The organism is Pelagibacterium sp., from assembly GCF_035555455.1.
Lineage (GTDB): Bacteria > Pseudomonadota > Alphaproteobacteria > Rhizobiales > Devosiaceae > Pelagibacterium.
In genome coordinates this window covers 38572-57652 of sequence record NZ_DATMGM010000041.1, presented here as the reverse complement: position 1 = coordinate 57652, position 19081 = coordinate 38572, and the positions used below count along the sequence as shown (strand labels likewise).

Here is a 19081-nt window from a genome sequence, read left to right as displayed (position 1 = left end):
TATCGCGTTTTTGAATACGGATTGCTGCCATGATTGTCGACCGGGCCCTTATTGCTGATCTCATCCCCAACCGCGCGCTGTTTTATGGCGGCGGCTGGCATGCGCCGATCGCGGGAGGCAGTTTCGTTTCGACTGACCCGGCCACCGGCAAGGTGCTTGGCGATGTGCCAGAAGGTCGTGCCGAAGATGCCGATGCCGCCATCGCTGCGGCGAAGTCCGGGTTTGCCGCATGGCGCAAGGTCGCCCCGCTGGAGCGGGCGAAAATCCTGCGCGAGGCGGCCCGCATCATTCGCGCCAATATCGACGATCTCGCCCTGATCGATGCAGCCGATGGCGGTAACCCGATCACCAAGGTGCGCGCCGACGTCATGCAGGGTGCCGACCGGTTCGATTTCTTTGCCGGGCTGGTCACCGAAATGAAGGGCGACACCATTCCCGGGCGCGATGGCACGCTGACCTTCACCCAGCGCGAGCCCTGGGGGGTCGTGGCCCGCATCGTTGCGTTCAATCACCCGTTCATGTTTACAGCGAGCCGGATGGCCGCGCCGCTGGCAGCGGGCAATGCCTGCATCGTCAAACCGCCGGAGCAGGCGTCCCTGTCCGGCCTCAAGCTTGCCGAACTGATCGGCCATCTGTTCCCGGCGGGCACGTTCAGCATCCTCACCGGCGGGCGCGAGCTGGGCGAGGCGCTTTCAAGCCACAATGACGTGGCGATGATCGGCCTGGTCGGCAGCGTCCCCACCGGCAAGGCGGTGATGCGGGCTGCGGCGGGCAATCTCAAGCCGGTGTTGCTGGAGCTGGGCGGCAAGAACGCACTGGTGGCGTTTCCCGATGCCGACCCGGATGCGGTGGCCGAAGCCATGATCGATGGCATGAATTTCACCTGGTGCGGCCAGAGCTGTGGCTCCACCAGCCGGGCCTTCTTGCACGAGGACATTCACGACGCGGTCGTTGCCCGTGTGGCCGAGCGAATCGCAAAGGTCCGCCCCGGACTGCCGCTCGATCCGGCCACGACTATGGGCTCTCTCATCAACCGCACCCAATATGACCGCGTGATGGCGTTCATCGCAGCGGGCAGGGAGGAGGGGGCCAGTCTTCTGGTCGGGGGCAAGCACCCCGAAGGTCCGGACCTGGCGGATGGATGCTTTATCGAGCCTACGGTTTTCACGGGCGTCACTCCCGATATGCGCATCGCGCGGGAAGAAATTTTCGGGCCGGTGCTGTCGGTGCTCAAATGGACGGACGAAAACGAGGTGCTTGCCGAGGTCAATGCCCTCGATCTGGGACTCACCTGCGCGATCTGGACCCATGATCTCGCCACAGCCCACCGCATGGCGGCTGCGGTCGAGACCGGCTACGTCTGGATCAATGATGTCTCCAAGCATTTCCCCGGAGCGCCGTTCGGAGGCTACAAGCTCTCGGGCATCGGGCGCGAGGAAAGCCTTGGCGAGCTGTTCGAATTTACCCAGGAAAAGACCATTCACGTCAATTTCTCGGGACGGCGCTGAGCAAATAACGCGCTGATCCAGGGCGGAGGATTTTCGGCGGGCATACCTCGATGGGGTGTGCTCGCCGATTTGCTTTTTACAGAGTACCTGGCTGCAAGGTCCCTGCTTCTTCAGCATTTTGCCATCATTCGGGATTTATCGGCATGAAAAGGGCAGGCGGGCGCCGCCCTGTGTCGGCGTGAGCGCCCGGATTCGCATGTAGTTCAGTCGTTATCAGCCATTTTCGGGATTGCCTGCCATAATGACACGGCTTCTGCATAATTTCTCATAATAAGGGATTTACTTCATAATTTCTCTTGACGCAGGCGGCGGGTTGCGTCCTACTGCGCTCGGAAATCGGGTGGTGGATCTCGTCCGCTGCCCTATTGGGAGGAGACTTATGAAACATCAAGTGAGGATGGGCGGAGCCTTGGGGCTTGCCCTGGCGGCACTATTGGCTGGCAGCCCGGTCTGGGCGCAGGATAGCGTCGAAGATTTCTATCGCGGCAAGTCTATCGACATGATCATCGGCTATTCGCCCGGTGGTGGATATGACCAGTATGCCCGACTCGTGGCGCGCCATCTGGGCAAGTATATTCCCGGCAATCCCGAGATCGTTCCGCGCAACATGCCCGGGGCCGGCGGATTGCTGGCTGCGAGCTTCATGTACAACGTCGCGCCGCAGGATGGCACCATTCTGGGCACGTCGGACCAGTCTCTGGCGGTGTCGCAGGCGATGGGCGATCCGCGTATCACCCTCGATACCAGCGAATTCGGCTATGTCGGTTCTCCGGCCATGGAAAACAACGTTCTGGTAACCTGGCACACCTCCGGCATCGACACGGTCGATGCTGCACGGGAGCAACCCAGTGCTATCGGCGCAACGGGCGGATCGACCTCCTGGCAGTATCCCACGATCATGAACGCCCTTCTGGGCACCCAGTTTGAGATCATCACCGGATATCCCGGCGGCAACGACATCAACTTTGCCATGGAGTCCGGAGAGGTCGACGGGCGCGGTTCGGTGAACTGGGCCTCGGTCAAGCCGCTGGGCTGGGTGGAGCGTGGTCTGGTCAATGTGCTGGTGCAGATCGGCTTGCAGCGCGAGTCGGAATTGCCTGATGTCCCCCTGCTTTTCGAACTTGCCGAAAACGAGGATGACGAGCAGCTCCTGCGCCTGCTGTCCGCCCCAACCGCCATCGGACGGCCGATCTTCACCACTCCGAACGTCCCCGAAGAGCGCCTGAAGGCGCTTCAGGATGCGTTCGACCAAATGGTGGCCGATCCCGAATTCATCGCGGCGGCCGCGCAGGAAAATCTCGGGATCATTCCGGTGTCGGGCGAACAGCTTCGCGCGACGGTTGAGGAAATCCTCGCAATGCCGCCCGAGGTTACATCGCGGCTGGCCGAGTTCATTGCCACTGAATAGCTGGATTGCACGGCGGCGCCCGTTCGCGCCGCCGTTCGCCACTCCAACAGAGAAAGAATTATGAGCCAGAACACGAAAGCGATCGCGGCAGAACAGGTTGCCGCCGCCACGCGCATGCTCGTCATGGAAGGCATTCTCGATTATAGCGGTCACATCGCGGCCCGGCTGCCCGGGGGCGACCGTTTCATGATTCAATCGGCGACGGATTCGCGCGCCGAACTCGATCCGTCCCGCATTCTTGTCGTCGACATGGACGGCAATGTGGTCGAGGGCGGTCTCAAGCCGCCGCTCGAACTGGCCTTGCACCTGGAAATCCTCAAAGCCCGTCCGGACGTGCAGGCGGTTCTGCACTGCCACATGGAACTGGCCATTTCCTTTACGCTGATGCGGGACGTGCAACTGCTTGCCCTGCGCTCGCGCGCCGTGCGCTGGGCTGACGGCATTCCCACGCATCCCGATCCGAGCCTGATCCGTTCGACGGAACAGGGCCAAGCGCTGGCCGAAACGCTGGGCAGCCACAACGCGGCGCTGATCCGTTCGCACGGCATGGTGCTGGTGGCGGAATCGGTTCCGGCGCTGTTTGTCGATGCGGTGCATTTTCTTGAAAATGCGCGCCAGCAGATGACCGTGATGCAGGCCGGACAGGAGCCCGTTCCGCTCACCCCTGAAGAGATCGCGCTGATCGACAGCCCACGCCAGTTCCACATCGACAAGCTGTGGAATTTCTATGTGCGGCAGGGAAAAGCCCGCTCAATCATTCCACAGGACTGGTCGGCGGGGCTTTGAGCCTTCGCCGGATGACCGGTTTTTGATTTTCTGGACACAACTGGACACGTTTGATCATGGACATCAGTGTACTGGGTGCTGCGACCGATGCTCTGATTGCATTGGCGGACCCGTTCCGCATGATGATGCTTGGCCTCGGCGTATTGCTGGGGCTGTTTCTCGGCATCGTGCCGGGCATTGGCGGATTGGCGGGGATGGCCCTGCTGCTGCCGTTTACCTTCACCATGGATTCCTATGCCGCCTTCGCCATGCTGTTGGGCATGTCGGCGGTGACGGGGACCAGCGACACCATTCCTGCGGTGTTGTTCGGCGTTCCCGGATCGGCCGGGGCGCAGGCCACCGTCATGGATGGCAATCCGATGGCCAAGCGGGGCGAGGCGGGCAGGGCGCTGAGCGCTGCCTATACCGCGTCGCTGATCGGCGGACTGGTCGGTGCGCTCATTCTGGCGTTGACCATCCCGGTGCTGCGCCCGGTGATGCTGCATGTGGGCTCGCCCGAACTGCTCGGGTTCTCGGTGTTCGGCATCGCCATGGTCGCGGTGCTGTCAGGTACGGCCCCGTTGCGCGGGCTGGTCGCCGCCGGTCTTGGCATCCTGCTCTCGATGATCGGTGCCGATCCGCAGACCGGTACGCTGCGCTACACCATGGGCAGCTTCTATCTCTGGGACGGTTTGCCCATCGTGCCTCTGGTGCTGGGCCTGTTCGCTCTTCCGGAACTTGCCGATCTGGCGATCAAGCGAATGGCGATCACCGACAAGACTTCGTTTGATACACGCGCCGGCATGCTGACCGGTTTCAAGGACGCGATCCGTAACTGGTGGCTGGTGGTGCGCGGTGGCGCATTGGGCGCTGGCGTCGGTGCGGTGCCAGGGCTTGGTTCCTCGGTCGTGGACTGGATCGCTTATGGCTGGGCCTCGCAGACGGTCAAGGGCGCTGAAAAGACCTTTGGCAAGGGCGACGTGCGTGGCGTGATTGCTCCGGAATCGGCCAATAACGCCATCACCGCCGGTTCGCTTGTCCCCACCATTGCCTTCGGTGTGCCCGGTTCGGCCTCCATGGCCATATTGTTGTCGGTGTTCCTGATCCATGGCCTTGTGCCGGGGCCGGAGATGCTGACCACGAATCTGTCCATGAGCTACGCCATGGTGTGGTCGATCGCCATCGCCAATATCCTTGGCGCGGGCATCTGCTTCTTGTTCTCGGGCCAGTTGGCCAAGATCGCAACCCTGCGCTACACGCTGATCCTGCCTGCGGTGCTGGTGTTTGTGTTCGTTGGAGCCTTCCAGTCCTCGCGTAACTGGGGCGATCTGTATGCCCTCCTGGGCTTTGCCGTTCTGGGCTGGGTGATGAAGCAGCTCAAATGGCCACGCCCACCGCTGATGCTGGGCTTCGTGCTCGGTGCGCTGATCGAACGCTACATGTTCATCTCGACCACACGCTATGGCTTTGACTGGCTGACCCGTCCTCTGGTCATCATCCTGCTCGGTGGTTCAGCGCTGCTGCTCGTCGGTCCGCTTTACAAGCAGGTCAAGCGCTTCGGCGGCGTGCAGGGGCTTGTCAGCCATATCGGCAAGCCGCAGTTCCGCACGGGCGATCTGTTCTACGTCGCGGTGATCGCGGTGGTCGGATATGCCCTCGTGCAGGCTATGGCCTGGCCGTGGGGCGCACGGGTGGGCCCGATGGCAGTCGGTGTGATCACCATCGCCTTCTGCGCGGTGAGCCTCATCAATATCGTGTTTTCCCGGACGATCCTGGAGGCACGCGAAGCGGCTGGCGAAGTGCCCGAAGGGCTCTTCATGGACACCAGCACCGACTATTCGGAGATGAGCCAGAAGACCCTCCTGGCCCGGTCGGGACTTTTCTTTGGCTATCTGGTGCTGTTTCTGGTGCTGATGGCGCTCATTGGACTGTTGCCCACCATCGGGGTGTTCGTGGTCGCCTATATGCGGATCGAAGGACGCGAGAAGTGGCGCGTGGCCCTCGCCAACGCCGTGGTTCTCATGGGCGTCTGCTACGTGGTCTTCGATCAGCTCCTGCGTATTCCGTGGCCTCAGACCGTCATTGGTCAATGGATTCCCGCGCTGACCGTCATTCCCACGGTCTGACGCAACAAAGCGGAGCGGGCCTTGTCCGCTCCACCTCCATCCTCCCCAAAAGGCGCCGGCCCGCGGTTGCGGCCGGACGGGTCGGCGCTGCCTGATTTTGTACGAAAGAGAGCGAAAGATGCAGTATATCGACGCCTTCAACCACTTTTTCCCAAAACCCCTGTGGGAAAAAATCCAGACCTTTGAGGGAGCCGGCAAGAATATCGGCAAGCGCATGCAGAATATCCCCTGCATCTTCGATCTCGACGAGCGCCTCAAGGTCATGGACCGGTTCGAGAATTACCGCCAGATCCTGTCACTGGGCATGCCGCCGATCGAAGCCATGGGCACGCCTGAAGCAACCCCTGAACTGGCCCGGCTGGGCAATGAGGGTTTTGCCGATCTGTGCGCCAAATTCCCCGAGCGCTTCCCCGGCTATCTCGCCGCGCTGCCGATGAACAATCCCGATGCGGCGGTCAAGGAACTGGAGCGGGTGTTCTCGGCCAATGATGGTGCGGTCGGCGTACAGATCCACACCAACGTCAACGGCGCTCCGCTCGATGACGAGCAGTTCTTCGGCATTTTCGAGACGGCGCAGAAGTTCGACCGTCCGGTGTTCCTGCATCCGTCGCGGGGCGAGGACATGCCCGACTACCTCACCGAGGACAAGTCGCGCTACGAGATCTGGTGGACTTTTGGCTGGCCCTATGAGACCAGCGCCGCCATGGCGCGGATCGTGCTCTCGGGCATGATGGACAAGCTGCCCAACCTCAAGATTCTCGCCCACCATCTTGGCGCGATGGTTCCCTATTTCGAAGGCCGCGTCGGGCCGGGGCAGGATCAGCTGGGCAAGCGCACCTCGACCGAGGACCTCTCGCACGTCCTTCCCGGCCTCAAGAAGCGTCCCTTCGATTACTTCAAGGATTTCTATGCCGACACCGCCGTGTTCGGCTCTCGTGCCGCCACCGTGTGCGGCCTTGAGTTCTACGGCGTCGACAAGGTCCTGTTCGCGTCCGACAGCCCGTTTGATCCCGAACGCGGCCCCGGCTATATCCGGGACACCATCGCCGTGCTCAACTCCCTCGACCTGCCCCAGGGCGACATGGAGAAAATCTGCTTCAAGAACGCCCAGGCGCTGTTCCGCATCGAATAGCAGAACCTGCGCAATCAAAGATCGAAGGCCGGCCAATGCGCCGGCCTTTTTGCTTTTAAAAGGGATGGATCAGCAAGAGGACCAGCGCCAGGAAGCCTGAAACAAGCGGCAGAATCCACGAGGATGACAGGCGCACCAGCACGAAGCGCGGCCCAAGGAAGGGTAGTTCGTAGGAGATGACCCGATGCACCGCAAACACCGACCACGAGGCCAGCAGCGCCACCATCTGGGCTTCTCCGGCTCCGGCGCGCCACAGCACCAGCGCCATGGGAAAGGTGAGAATAGGGCCTCCGGGGATGAAGGCACCGAACAGGCTGGCGATCAGCACACCCTGCCAGCCGCTTTCCGCCCCGATATAGGGCACGACATATTCCGCCGGCACGATCAGCGACAAAAACGCTGCGGCCAGCAGGGCAGGGGGCAGGCGCAGGCCGAACATCAGCATCTGGTTGCGCATGTCGACCAGCGCGCCGGGAATGCCCTCGGGCTTGCGCAGTATGGCAATGACCCCCAGCAGGGCGGCAATCGTTGCGATAATCAGCAGGCTCATGGTCATTGGGCGTTTTCCCAGTCGATCCTGAACACGGCAAAACCGTTCGAGAGCCGGTCGGCGAGGAGGCCCGCAATCACCGGGACCGGCAGGCTGGTGATGAAGCGCAGCGCAGCAAATTCACCACCCATGAAAGGCAGTTCCCAGACAAACAGCCGGTGCAAACCAACGGCGGCCCAGGCGGTGAGAAAAGCGACCAGAGCGCCGATAGCCGCGCCCGAACGGCCCAGCGCCAGCACGATGGGAAATGCCGCGAACGGTCCGGCCGGCATCACGGTTCCGACGAAGCTGGCGATCAGAATGCCCTTGATGCCGGCCTGTTGCCCGAGATAGCGCGATACCGCTTCTCTTGGCACCAGCAACGTAAAGAGTGATCCCACCACCACCCCCATGGCGATCAGCGGCAGGATGAACAGCGCGTCGGAAAAGACGATGCCCACCGCCTCGCCGATCGCCGAGGGACCCCTGATCACCACCGCCAGAACGCCCGCCCCCAGAGCGATCGCCGACAAAAACAGAAAACCGCCATCAACAAAGGGTGAGCGTTTGGGGGTGGGAGAGGACATCACGGGACTCCGGGAGAGCAGGGCAGGAGAGAAATAAAATTATCCCGTATTATGGGTTTTTCTGCAATAACGATTCCGCCTATCCGTTCAAAGCGTCCCGATATGATTGCGCGTCCGATCGACGGGGTGTCGATATTAATGTCTTGCATTGTGAGACAAAAATTCTTTATGCCCCTGGCGGCGAGGACTGGCGTCACAGATATGCCGGAATTATCGGGCCACCCCCGCGCGTATGCCCATTGATGCGAACCGAATGGCAGGAGTTTCATTGACCTGCCACACCCCTCTGGCGAATATGGCCCCATGATCAGCGTTGCGTCGTACAATATCCGCAAAAGTGTCGGCACCGACTGGCGGCGCGACCCTGCGCGCATTCTCGACATCCTCAACGAGGTCGACGCCGATATCGTCGCCTTGCAGGAAGTCGACCGGCGCTTCGGCAGCCGCAGCGCGTCGCTGTCGCCGGAGATGATCACCGAACGCACCGATTACAGCGCCATCAGCTTTGGCGTTCGCGCCCAGAGCCTGGGGTGGCACGGCAACACCATCCTCTATCGGCGCGGCATCGAGGTGCTCTATACGCGCTCCCTGACCTTGCCGGCGCTGGAGCCGCGCGGCGCAGTACTCGCTGATTTCCGCATCGGTGAGGAAAAGTTGCGGGTCATCGGCCTGCATCTGGGGCTTGTCGATCTGTGGCGGCGGCGGCAGGCGCAATCGGTGCTCAACCAGCTCGACGTGCTCGATGAGGCGCTGCCCACGGTCATCATGGGCGATCTGAACCAGTGGACGACCGAGGGCGGGTGCCTGTCGCATTTTGCCGCCAGCCACCGGGTCATCGAGCCCGGCCCCAGCTTCCACTCCACCAAGCCCGTGCTCAATTTTGACCGCATCATCACCACCATGGATGTCGAGGTGACCGGGTCTGGCGTGCATATGTCTGATCTGGCCCGCAAGGGCTCCGATCACCTACCGGTCTGGGCGCGCCTCAAGATTGATCAGCAAGCCGCGCAGGTCTCGCGCACGGCATAGCCCGTCCCGCAAGCCGTTCACGCGGTGGGGCTTGCATCGGGCCTCAATTTTCGCCACATCTGGCGGCATTCATCCCTTTCCCCAACCCGACCCGGAATTTTCATGGCCGCGCCACTTCTCGCCCTGCAATCGATTCGCCTCATTATGGGGTCGACCCTGCTGCTGGATGGGGCAGAACTGTCGGTGGGCCCCGGCGACAAGATCGCGCTGGTCGGGCGCAACGGGTCCGGCAAGTCGACGCTGCTCAAGATCGCCGCCGGGATTATCGAGCCCGATGCGGGCGAACGCTTCCTCCAACCTGGCGCCACTGTGCGCTACCTGCCCCAGGAGCCGGACCTGTCGGGCTACGCTTCGACGCTTGATTATGTCGAGGCGGGTCTCGAAGGGGCCGATGAGCCGTATCGCGCGCAATATCTGCTCGAACAGCTCGGCCTCACCGGCGAGGAAGATCCAAAATCGCTCTCGGGAGGTGAAGCGCGCCGCGCTGCGCTGGCGCGGGTTCTGGCACCGCAGCCCGATATCCTTTTGCTCGACGAACCGACCAACCACCTTGATCTGCCGGTCATCGAATGGCTGGAAAGCGAGCTCAAATCCTTACGTTCAGCGCTGGTTCTGATCAGCCACGACCGGCGTTTCCTGTCCGATCTCACCCGCTCCACCCTGTGGATCGATCGCGGCGCGACACGGCGCATCGATCAGGGCTTTGCCGGATTCGAGACCTGGCGCGACGATTTCCTCGAACAGGAGGAAAAGGACCAGCACAAGCTGGCACGCAAGATCGCGGCAGAGGAACACTGGGTCCGTTATGGCGTTACCGCCCGCCGCAAGCGCAATGTGCGCCGCATGGGACTTCTGGCCGGATTGCGCCAGCAGGTGCGCGACTATCGCGGTCCGCAAGGCACAGTGAAGATGACGGTTGCCGAGGGGCGCAGTTCCGGGGCCATGGTCGTTGAGGCCGAAGCCATCTCCAAGGCATTCGGCGATCGGGTCGTGGTCAAGGAGTTCTCCACCCGCATCATGCGCAACAGCCGGGTGGGCATCGTCGGCCCCAACGGCGCGGGCAAGACGACGCTGATCCGCATGCTCACCGGCGATCTGGAACCCGATTCCGGCACGGTGCGGCTGGGCACCCGGCTCGAACTCGCCGTGCTCGATCAGCGCCGGGCCTCGCTCGACCCGGACGCGACCCTCAAGGATGTTCTCACCGGCGGCGGCAGCGATACGCTCACCATCAATGGCGAGCCCAAGCACGTCATCGGCTATATGAAGGAATTCCTGTTCACCCCAGAACAGGCGCGCACCGCCGTGGGCAAGCTCTCGGGCGGGGAGCGCAACCGGGTGACGCTGGCCCGCGCGCTGGCGCTGCCCTCCAACGTTTTGGTGCTCGACGAGCCCACCAACGATCTTGATCTCGAAACCCTCGACCTGCTCGAAGAGATGATCGCCGACTATGCCGGCACCGTGATCGTGGTCAGCCACGACCGCGACTTCCTCGACAAGGTCGCCACCTCGATCATCGTTGCCGAGGGCGACGGGGAATGGGCCGAATATGCTGGTGGCTATTCCGATATGGTCGCCCAGCGGGGCGCCGGGGTATCGGCCCGCCGCGTGGATAAGGCCGCCGCTCCGGAGCGCAGCAAGCCCGCCACGCAGGCGGCCCCGCCACAGCAGCGGCGCAAGCTGTCGTTCAAGGACAAGCACGCCCTCGATACCCTGCCCAAGGAGATGGACAAAGTGCGCGCCCGCATGGCCAAATTGCAGGAAAAACTCGATGATCCGAGCTTTTACACCCGCGATTTCGAAGGGTTCGAAAAGACCACCGCCGAGTTTGTCGCCGCGCAGGAGAGCCTCACGGACCTCGAAGACCGCTGGCTCGAACTGGAAATGCTGCGCGAGGAGCTGGAAGGCTAGGAGCGTTTCCAGCAAAAGTGGACACCACTTTTGCGGTTCGGAAACGTGACACCAGGAACTTTGAGCCTTTCCCGGTCTGGTTCAGTCAGATCAGGGAAGGCTAGCCCCGCACAATGGTAACGAAGTCGCGAGCGCTGATCAGGCTTACCCGATTGTAAACCATTGTCCCGTTATGGTCGGCCCGGAACTTGAGGGTGCTGCAAGCCGCTGTTTTCCCGGGCCTTTTATGGCTCCTTTTCGGATGCGCGTGGATCGCGGGGGACCATCCGGACATCGCCACGCCGTGATGCCCAAAGGCCACACACGGCTCTGTCGGTGCCAGCGAAGGGGAACAATGTCGGCCTGCCACACTTCAGACCTCACGGACATGACCGCCGCGTAACCAAGAAGCAGACAAGAATGACTTCAGCGACTTTCACTCTCCCCCGCCGCCGTTTTCTCGTCGGGGCCGCCAGCCTTTCGGCGCTCGCTTTGGCCGGGTGCTCCAGCACCAGGCCGCAGCCGCAGGTGCCGCCCACCCCGCAATTCGATCCGTTCTACGTCGATATGTACCGGGCCGTATCCGATGGCGGGCACCACATCCCGGCCGTCGATCTGGGCTATGTCGACCCGGTCTATTACCGTCAGGTCGTTCCTGATCCCACGGGCGAGCGCCCCGGCACGATCTATATCGATACCGGCTCGCATTTTCTCTATCACGTGCGCGAGGGCGGGCAGGCGATGCGCTATGGCGTTGGCCTGGGCCGCGACGGGTTCAGCTGGTCGGGGCGCGGCGTCATCCAGTTCAAGCGCGAATGGCCGACCTGGACGCCCCCCTCGGCGATGATCCAGCGCCAGCCGGAACTGGAACAATGGCGGCACGGCCAGCCCGGCGGCATCGACAACCCGCTCGGCGCGCGCGCGCTTTACATCTTCCAGAATGGCCGCGATACGCTCTACCGCATTCACGGCACCCCCGAGCCCTGGACCATCGGCACCAATGTGTCTTCGGGCTGTGTGCGGCTGATGAATCAGGACATCATGGACCTCTACAGCCGTGTCGCTTCGGGTTCGACCCTGATCGTCGGCTGACCGGTTCCGCCCTTCGGGGTATGGATCAAGCACAAGACAACAAGACCATGCCCGTCCGGGTGTCACCGGGCGGGCCTTTTGATTGGGAGCGGGCATGCGCCAATATGATGTTGTGGTGATCGGGGCCGGGGCGGCGGGCATGTTGTGCGCTGCCACTGCGGGACAGCGGGGCCGCTCGGTCCTGATCCTCGATCATGCCGAGGCGCCGGGCAAGAAGATCCGCATTTCCGGGGGTGGGCGGTGCAATTTCACCAATATCAACACCACCCCGCAGGCCTTCCTGTCGCAAAATCCCAAATTCGCCATTTCCGCCCTGCGCCGCTATCGGCCTGCCGACTTTGTCGCGCTCGTCGAGCGCTACGGCATCGCCTATCACGAAAAAACCTTGGGCCAGCTGTTCTGCGATGGGTCGGCGCAACAGATCATCGACATGCTGCTGGCGGAAATGCAGGCTGGCGGTGTCACCCTTGAGCTCAATACTGCGGTGGAAACAATAGAGCACGGTCCCGACGGCTATCGGCTGCGGCTGACCAATGGCGAGGTCATCTGTCGCGCTCTCGTCGTAGCGAGTGGCGGCAAATCCATTCCCAAGATGGGCGCGTCCGGGTTTGCCTACCGGGTGGCCGAGCAGTTCGGCGTCCCCGTCACTGAAACGCGTCCGGCGCTGGTTCCGCTGACCTTCGAGCCGGGCATGCTGGAGCGCATACGGCCTTTGGCCGGGGTGTCGCTCGATGCGCGAGTGAAGTGCGGCAAGACCGGCTTTCGCGAAGCGCTGCTGTTCACCCATCGCGGACTGAGCGGTCCGTCGATCCTTCAGATTTCGTCCTATTGGCGCGAAGGCGAGGCGATCGCCATCGACATGGCCCCCGATACCAATATGGCCGATTGGGTGGCCGATGCGCGATCGAAGCATGGGGCGCAGGCGGTCGCGACCGCCTTGGGCGAAATCCTGCCCCGCCGGGTGGCCGATCTGGTTGTCGAAGAGGCCGAGCTCAAAGGCCGCCTCGCCGATCTCGACCGCAAAGCCATTGCAAGGCTGATCGAGACGGTCAGCGCCTGGCGCATCAAGCCGGTGGGCAGCGAGGGATATCGGACAGCCGAAGTCACCCTAGGCGGCATCGACACCGCCGCGCTCGATTCAGCGGATATGCAGGTGAAGGCGGTGCCGGGCCTTTATTTCATCGGCGAGGCGGTCGATGTCACCGGGTGGCTGGGCGGGTACAATTTCCAGTGGGCCTGGGCCTCGGCCCGTGCCACGGGTCTGAGTCTCTGATCCCGCGAGATCTGCCCCGGCCCGCTGGCGGCGATCGATGAAAACGACCCCATTTCCGAAATTGTTCCAAAGCCCCGTTTTGCGGGGCTTTCTCGTTTTCTGCCGGAACCAAGCAAAGTCGAGGGCGTTCAAAAACCATGGTGGCGGCGACGAAGGGCCCACGCGATTGGCCCCGGCGACACCGCCCGGAAACTTGAAACAAGCGATTTCAGGAGAATTCTAATGTATAAGCTACTTGCCTCGACCGCCTTGGCGCTGGTGCTTTCCGGTGGTGCCTATGCTCAGGACGTGGCCCCCGCTACGCCTATGGCTCCCGCCGAAAACGTCGAAGTGCCCCAGACACCGCTGGTGACCCCGGCAGACCGCGGCATCAACGCCGATGGTTGGCTGGCGACGGAAATCATCGGTGAGACCATCTACAATTCCACGGCAGCCGATGCTGACTCCATCGGTGAAGTGAACGATTTCGTTCTCGACCATAATGGTGAAATCGGTGCCGTCATTGTCGGGGTGGGTGGCTTCCTCGGGATCGGCCAGAAGAACGTCGCCATCAATTGGGACGAACTCGAACTTGCCACGGATGTCGACGGAAACAACCGTCTCGTGTCCAGCATGACCCGCGAGCAGCTTGAAAACGCCGCCGAATTCAATCGCGAGGACTGGCTGGCCAGTGCGTCGGCTAATGCTGTCCCGGCGGCCGAGCCGATGGCGCCTGCCGCCGAGCCGATGGCGCCTGCGGAACCCGTCGTCCCCGCTGCACCCATGGCCCCGGCCGCTCCTGCGCCCGCTGACGGGGCTGTCGTCCCGGATGCGACGCCGGTGGTTGTGGCGCCGATCGGGGACTGGTCCGCCTATCAGGAGGTTGCGACCAGTGAAGTCACTGCTGACGAGTTGACCGGCACCACTGTTTACGGTGCGGGCGACGAGAATATCGGTCACGTGGGCGATATCATCCTGTCCGATGACGGTCAGGTCGATGCTGTTGTGATCGACTTTGGCGGGTTCCTGGGGATCGGAACCAAGCCCGTTGCCGTGGCCTTCGACAATCTGAACTTCCTGCGCAATGAAAATGGCGATCTGGTTCTGCGCATCGCGTTGACCTCCGACCAGCTTGATGCCGCGCCTGAGTACGATGCAGAGGCCTATCGCGCCGCCCCGGACGCAAACAGGCTGACCATCAACTAATCGCTACCAGCACAGATTGAAAAAGGGCCGGCCAAGCGTCGGCCCTTTTGCCATGTGCGGCATCCACACAGGTCAGTTGCGGGAACCGCCAGCGCCGGCATGCCGTTTTCTCCTGTGAAAGGAGAGAGCCATGAGCGAGAAGACCGTTTCGACCTATTTCGATGTCGGCGCCGTGGTGCGCAGCCCTGCGCTGATCGCCAGCGATCCCACTCTTTCCAACGCCCGCAAGATCGAATTGCTCAAAAGCATCAAGGAACATTATTGCGCGCCAGAGCATAGCGGGATGTTGCGCGACGCGGATCTTGAACTGAGCAAGCTGCTGCGCCTCACTTCCCATCCCCAGCAGCATTGATCGTTGAGCGACACCGGGCCACAAAAAAAGGGCCGGTCAGAACAACCGGCCCTTGTCGTGATGAAATATGGGCATCAATCGTGGTTCTGCCGCCCGAAATACCAGCCGGCGGCAATGGCCGCGATGGCGGGCCAGAACATCGGGCCCTTGGCCCGTGAGGCTATCCGCAGGCCGACACTGGCCAGCGAAGCCGTGGTGGCCAGCAGCGCCGTATCGGCGGCGGCGCGGCGGCGTTCCTCTTTCTTCTTGTTGGCCTGGGCGACGACGATGGCCAGCATGATGATGGCCACCGCCAGAAACCCCAGGCCAATGAACAGCGTTGCGGCCAGCGGGCTGGTCGCTTCGGCAAGCCACAGGTAAAGCGCGGCGATGAGAAAGCCTGTCCCGATCAGACTCAGCAGACCGATTGCAGCATAGAGCGCAACCGATTGGCCCATGGACCGCGCAACCGAGCCAGCCCGGTTCGCAGCCGCGGCGAAGGGTGCGGTCAGCGCCATACCGCTGCTCCTACATGATTTTCGAAATGATGTAGCCGACACCCGCGGCGATCAGCACCGATGAGATGGGCCGTTCGCGAATAGCTGCTTTGAGGTCGCTTTCGGCGGATTCGAAGCTGTCCTGTACCGATTCCAGCGCTTCCTCACCTTTGCGTTCCATTTTCTTGCCGATGCGAACGGCTTCGTCCTTGGCATCGCCGGCGCGGTTCTTGACCACGTCGCCCAGGGTGGCGGTGATGGAGGCGATATCTTCGCGCAGTGCGGCGATTTCGGCGTTCAGGTCGTTGGCAGCGTCGTCGCCATTCTCATTGTTGCGCGATGTGGGTGTTGCGGCTCGGGCCATGCTGGCCTCCCATGTTGATGTTGCAAGCCTATCCTAACGCCCTCAAACAAAAGAAGTTCCGGAACGAATGCTCCGGAACTCCCGCAAATCAGGGCTTTTTCGTATATTCAGGCCGCGGGGGAAGTGAAGTTCATCACACCCACCGCCACAGCGTCGGGCCCGAATTCGCCATCGCCTTCCAGCTTGAGGATCACCGCCAACTGGCTGCGCGCCCGGCTCACCCGGCTCTTGATCGTGCCTACCGCGCAATCGCAGATTTGCGCCGCTTCCTCATAGGAAAAGCCCGAAGCACCGACGAGGATAAGCGCCTCGCGCTGGTCTTCCGGAAGCTGGTTCACGGCGCGCTTGAAATCTTCCATGTCCAGCTTGCCCACCTGTTCGGGGTGGCTCGACAGCCGCTCGGCCATCAGTCCCTCGGGATCGGGCACCTCGCGTTTGCGCTTACGCATCTGGCTGTAGAATTCATTGCGCAGGATGGTGAACAGCCAGCCCTTGAGATTGGTGCCCGGCGTAAAGGACGACCGCTTGTCCCAGGCCCGGACAAGCGTTTCCTGCACCAGATCGTCGGCCTTGTCGGCGGCCCCGACAAGCGACATTGCAAAGGCGCGCAGATTGGGAATGACCGCGAGCAACTCTGCTCGGAAATCGTAACTCGACATCGCCTCCCTCCTACTCGGGCTTGGTCTTGTCTTCGTCTTCTCCAAGCTTGCCGAGCAGCTGAAGAAGTCGATCCGGAACAGGCTCCGACACGACGTCGTCGTAAAGTTCACGCAGCTTCAGGCCGATAAACGCCCGGGAGTCCGGGCTCAAGCTGGGCATGCGCGTCTTCTCCGGCGTTTCATCGTCGTGATCGTGGCTATCCATCTTCCTGCTGCTGCTGAGTTGCGTCATTTTTGCCCCATGATGCATCCTGGTATAGTGGCCAAGGGAACGCCGGAGTGCAAAAATAGTTCCGCGATCCGGAACTTATTATCGAAGTTTCGCGTTTAGGGCTCATTGAAGCCGAGCGCGTGCATGGAGCGACCGGCTGTTCGAGGGAGTTTTGTTTTATGAATCTTGCCCAGTTGATTGCGCCGCATATTCCCTATCTGCGCCGCTTTGCCCGCTCGCTGACTGGCAGCCAGACCAGTGGCGATGCGTATGTTTCCGCAACGCTCGAAGCGCTGGTCTCGGACCGGTCCATCTTCCCGGTCGAACTCGATACCAAGGTGGCCCTCTATAAGGTGTTTTCCCAGCTTTGGCGTTCGGTGGATATCAACCTGAGTGAATTGCCCCCCGCGTCCGATGCGTGGGAAGAGCAGGCGCGCCGCAGCCTCAAGGCCATTGCCCCGCTGCCGCGGCAGGCGTTCCTTCTCGTCGCCGTCGAGCGGTTTTCGCCGCAAGAAGCCGCCGAAATCCTCGGGGTCGGGCAGGCCCGGTTCGAGGAGCTGATCGAAACCGCTTCGGTGGAAATGGCGCAGCAGGTGGCCACCACCGTCCTCATCATCGAGGATGAACCGCTGATCGCCATGGATATCGAGCAGATGGTGGAATCGCTGGGCCACACCGTCACCGGCGTCGCCCGCACGCATCGCGAAGCGATCGACCTGTTCAACCGGCGCCGTCCCGGCCTGGTGCTCGCCGATATCCAGCTGGCCGATGGCAGCTCGGGCATCGACGCGGTAAACGACATGCTGCGCACGGTGAGTGTCCCGGTCATTTTCGTCACCGCTTTCCCCGAACGCCTGTTGACCGGCGAACGGCCCGAACCGGCCTTTCTCGTCACCAAGCCGTTCCAGCCCGACATGGTCAAGGCTCTGGTCAGTCAGGTTCTTTTCTTCTCCGAGCAAATGGAGCAGGCCGCATAAAAATGAAAGGGCGAGGGAACCAGGCCGCGCCCTTTTCGTTTTTTCCATGTTCAATCCGGTGGATGGCCGGCTGGTGCTACGCCGCGACACATTTTTCCTGGATCAGGTTCCGATTTTGCTTTTGACGGACCAGTCGTGGCATCGCTCCTCCATCCTCCGGGAAATCGGGCCACCTCGCCAGTGGCCCAAGTGGGGCTCGTGGACTATTCAAGTAAACATGCTTCTCCTATGACTGTGCAGGACAATGGAAGGGCGGGAGGCAACGGTCCGGAACACTCCCGCCGCCTCCAGTTCGCCATGCGCGCTCTGGGCCGCACCGCTGTTACCCTTGGCTATCAGGCGGTGGACTTGACCTATGAGTGGGCCGAGAACCTGCCGCGCGGCATCGATGCGGCCGATGTGATCGGCCATCGGGACGCCAATTTTCTTCCCCCCAGGGCGGCCGAGCGCTTGCAGGTCGCCAAGCAGCAGGTGATGCGCAGCGGCGAAACCCGCCGGATCGAGTTGCCGGTGACCATCGCCGGCGAATTGCGCTGGTTCGACATCTGGATCGACCCGGACACCGGCGAGGATGGTGATGCCGGGGTGATCGGCGTGTTCTCGACCATCATCGATATCAGCGCCCAGAAGCAGCGCGAGGTTCAACTGAGGAACCTGCTGCGTGAGGTCAGCCATCGCTCGCGCAATCTGTTGGCCATCGTGCTGTCGCTGGCGTCGCAGACCGCGCGCAGCGCCACCACGATTCCCGGGTTCATCAGCGCCTTTTCAGGCCGCTTGCAAGCCATCGCCCGCGCGCAGGACCTGATCACCGACCGGGACTGGCAGGGGGCGCTGCTCAGCGATCTCATCTCGCGGCAGGTGGCCCTGTTCCATAAGGACAGCGGCCTGCCGGTCGAGTTGCGGGGCGATGATCTGATGGTTTCGCCCAACGCGGCGCTGTATGTGGGGCTGGCCATTCACGAATTGGCGGCCAACGCCGTGCGTAACGGGCAACTGGCCGCCCCGGACGGGGCCATCGACATCGCCTTTGATCTGGACGCGGATCAGGACGGCAAGCGCAGTATCACCGTCACCTGGTCGGAGCAGCTTGACGATGGCGCGGACGCCGAACCCATTGAAGACCTCACCCGCAAATTCCTCGAAAGCGTCGTGCCGCTGGCGGTCGATGGCGCCGGCAAGCTCACCGTCGATAGCGGGAGCATCGCTTATACTCTCAGGATCGATGGCAGCCACATCACCTAGGCTGCCAATACCCGAAATCGAAGAAAGGCCGAATGCCAGGGGCATCCGACCTTTCTTGTGGTAAACGCGCTTGGGGGAAACACGTTCGCCGCACCCACAATGCGCCCGGGTTGCAATTGGTTCCAAAGAAAAACAAAAAAAGAGGATTGCGAGAAAGCAATCCTCTTCAGGGTCAGGGCTTGGCACGATGAAGGTAGGGGCGCCTTCACCGGCTGTCAGGTAAACGCGCCCGGCGCCGTGTGGTTCCCGCTTGGCGTTTTTTTATTTCGCTTCGGA

The 19081-nt window shown here is 62.1% G+C and carries 19 protein-coding genes; 13 read left to right on the top strand and 6 right to left on the bottom strand.

What is annotated here, in order from left to right:
* The first annotated feature begins 29 nt into the window (after nucleotides 1-29).
* From VNS12_RS07785 to VNS12_RS07765, 5 genes are all read left to right on the top strand, one after another.
* Nucleotides 30-1508, top strand: coding sequence for an aldehyde dehydrogenase family protein (locus VNS12_RS07785; RefSeq protein ID WP_325487262.1), 1479 nt, complete (start codon nucleotides 30-32; stop codon nucleotides 1506-1508).
* A 379-nt stretch (nucleotides 1509-1887) separates the two neighbouring features.
* Entirely contained in the window at nucleotides 1888-2916 is a 1029-nt protein-coding gene (locus VNS12_RS07780) for a Bug family tripartite tricarboxylate transporter substrate binding protein (protein ID WP_325487261.1), read from the top strand.
* 60 nt (nucleotides 2917-2976) lie between these two features.
* Entirely contained in the window at nucleotides 2977-3702 is a 726-nt protein-coding gene (locus tag VNS12_RS07775; RefSeq protein ID WP_325487260.1) for a class II aldolase/adducin family protein, read from the top strand.
* Between the two features lie 56 nt (nucleotides 3703-3758).
* Nucleotides 3759-5807, top strand: a complete 2049-nt coding sequence (locus tag VNS12_RS07770; RefSeq protein ID WP_325487259.1) for a tripartite tricarboxylate transporter permease — start codon at nucleotides 3759-3761, stop codon at nucleotides 5805-5807.
* A gap of 118 nt (nucleotides 5808-5925) precedes the next feature.
* Entirely contained in the window at nucleotides 5926-6939 is a 1014-nt protein-coding gene (locus VNS12_RS07765) for an amidohydrolase family protein (RefSeq protein WP_325487258.1), read from the top strand.
* A 55-nt stretch (nucleotides 6940-6994) separates the two neighbouring features.
* Here VNS12_RS07765 and VNS12_RS07760 read toward each other — a convergent pair whose 3' ends face one another.
* Together VNS12_RS07760 and VNS12_RS07755 are read right to left on the bottom strand one after the other, a co-directional pair.
* Nucleotides 6995-7495 carry a hypothetical protein gene (locus VNS12_RS07760; protein ID WP_325487257.1) on the bottom strand — a complete coding sequence of 167 codons (501 nt, stop codon included), beginning with the start codon at nucleotides 7493-7495 and terminating at the stop codon, nucleotides 6995-6997.
* Nucleotides 7492-8055, bottom strand: coding sequence for a permease (locus VNS12_RS07755; protein ID WP_325487256.1), 564 nt, complete (start codon nucleotides 8053-8055; stop codon nucleotides 7492-7494). The genes VNS12_RS07760 and VNS12_RS07755 overlap by 4 nt, the downstream gene beginning before the upstream one ends.
* A gap of 303 nt (nucleotides 8056-8358) precedes the next feature.
* Here VNS12_RS07755 and VNS12_RS07750 point away from each other — a divergent pair, with 303 nt between their 5' ends.
* The 6 genes from VNS12_RS07750 to VNS12_RS07725 all read left to right on the top strand — a co-directional run bounded on the left by VNS12_RS07750 (nucleotide 8359) and on the right by VNS12_RS07725 (nucleotide 14876).
* Entirely contained in the window at nucleotides 8359-9084 is a 726-nt protein-coding gene (locus tag VNS12_RS07750; RefSeq protein ID WP_325487255.1) for an endonuclease/exonuclease/phosphatase family protein, read from the top strand.
* A gap of 102 nt (nucleotides 9085-9186) precedes the next feature.
* On the top strand, nucleotides 9187-10995 hold the full coding sequence (locus VNS12_RS07745; protein WP_325487254.1) for an ABC-F family ATP-binding cassette domain-containing protein: 1809 nt from the start codon (nucleotides 9187-9189) through the stop codon (nucleotides 10993-10995).
* A 399-nt stretch (nucleotides 10996-11394) separates the two neighbouring features.
* Nucleotides 11395-12066: a L,D-transpeptidase gene (locus tag VNS12_RS07740; protein WP_325487253.1), complete on the top strand. Its 672-nt coding sequence runs from the start codon at nucleotides 11395-11397 to the stop codon at nucleotides 12064-12066.
* 94 nt (nucleotides 12067-12160) lie between these two features.
* The gene (locus VNS12_RS07735; protein ID WP_325487252.1) at nucleotides 12161-13339 is read left to right on the top strand and encodes a BaiN/RdsA family NAD(P)/FAD-dependent oxidoreductase; all 1179 of its coding nucleotides are present in this window, start codon (nucleotides 12161-12163) and stop codon (nucleotides 13337-13339) included.
* A 222-nt stretch (nucleotides 13340-13561) separates the two neighbouring features.
* Nucleotides 13562-14524: a PRC-barrel domain-containing protein gene (locus tag VNS12_RS07730; protein ID WP_325487251.1), complete on the top strand. Its 963-nt coding sequence runs from the start codon at nucleotides 13562-13564 to the stop codon at nucleotides 14522-14524.
* A 130-nt stretch (nucleotides 14525-14654) separates the two neighbouring features.
* On the top strand, nucleotides 14655-14876 hold the full coding sequence (locus VNS12_RS07725) for a hypothetical protein (RefSeq protein WP_325487250.1): 222 nt from the start codon (nucleotides 14655-14657) through the stop codon (nucleotides 14874-14876).
* Between the two features lie 74 nt (nucleotides 14877-14950).
* Here the strand turns inward: VNS12_RS07725 and VNS12_RS07720 are convergent, their stop codons facing one another.
* The 4 genes from VNS12_RS07720 to VNS12_RS07705 all read right to left on the bottom strand — a co-directional run bounded on the left by VNS12_RS07720 (nucleotide 14951) and on the right by VNS12_RS07705 (nucleotide 16607).
* Entirely contained in the window at nucleotides 14951-15373 is a 423-nt protein-coding gene (locus tag VNS12_RS07720; protein WP_325487249.1) for a phage holin family protein, read from the bottom strand.
* A 10-nt stretch (nucleotides 15374-15383) separates the two neighbouring features.
* Nucleotides 15384-15716 (bottom strand): ElaB/YgaM/YqjD family protein, encoded by a 333-nt coding sequence (locus tag VNS12_RS07715; RefSeq protein ID WP_325487248.1) that lies wholly within the window; start codon nucleotides 15714-15716, stop codon nucleotides 15384-15386.
* A 107-nt stretch (nucleotides 15717-15823) separates the two neighbouring features.
* Complete coding sequence (locus tag VNS12_RS07710) at nucleotides 15824-16375, bottom strand: sigma-70 family RNA polymerase sigma factor (RefSeq protein WP_325487247.1); 552 nt, start codon at nucleotides 16373-16375, stop codon at nucleotides 15824-15826.
* Nucleotides 16376-16385: 10 nt separating this feature from the next.
* Nucleotides 16386-16607 carry a NepR family anti-sigma factor gene (locus tag VNS12_RS07705; RefSeq protein WP_325487246.1) on the bottom strand — a complete coding sequence of 74 codons (222 nt, stop codon included), beginning with the start codon at nucleotides 16605-16607 and terminating at the stop codon, nucleotides 16386-16388.
* A 158-nt stretch (nucleotides 16608-16765) separates the two neighbouring features.
* On the opposite strand from VNS12_RS07705, the gene VNS12_RS07700 reads away from it, so the two are divergent.
* A complete protein-coding gene (locus tag VNS12_RS07700) occupies nucleotides 16766-17563 on the top strand; it encodes a response regulator (protein ID WP_325487245.1) in 798 nt (265 codons plus the stop codon).
* 228 nt (nucleotides 17564-17791) lie between these two features.
* Nucleotides 17792-18805, top strand: coding sequence for a sensor histidine kinase (locus VNS12_RS07695; protein WP_325487244.1), 1014 nt, complete (start codon nucleotides 17792-17794; stop codon nucleotides 18803-18805).
* Nucleotides 18806-19081: the final 276 nt, after the last annotated feature.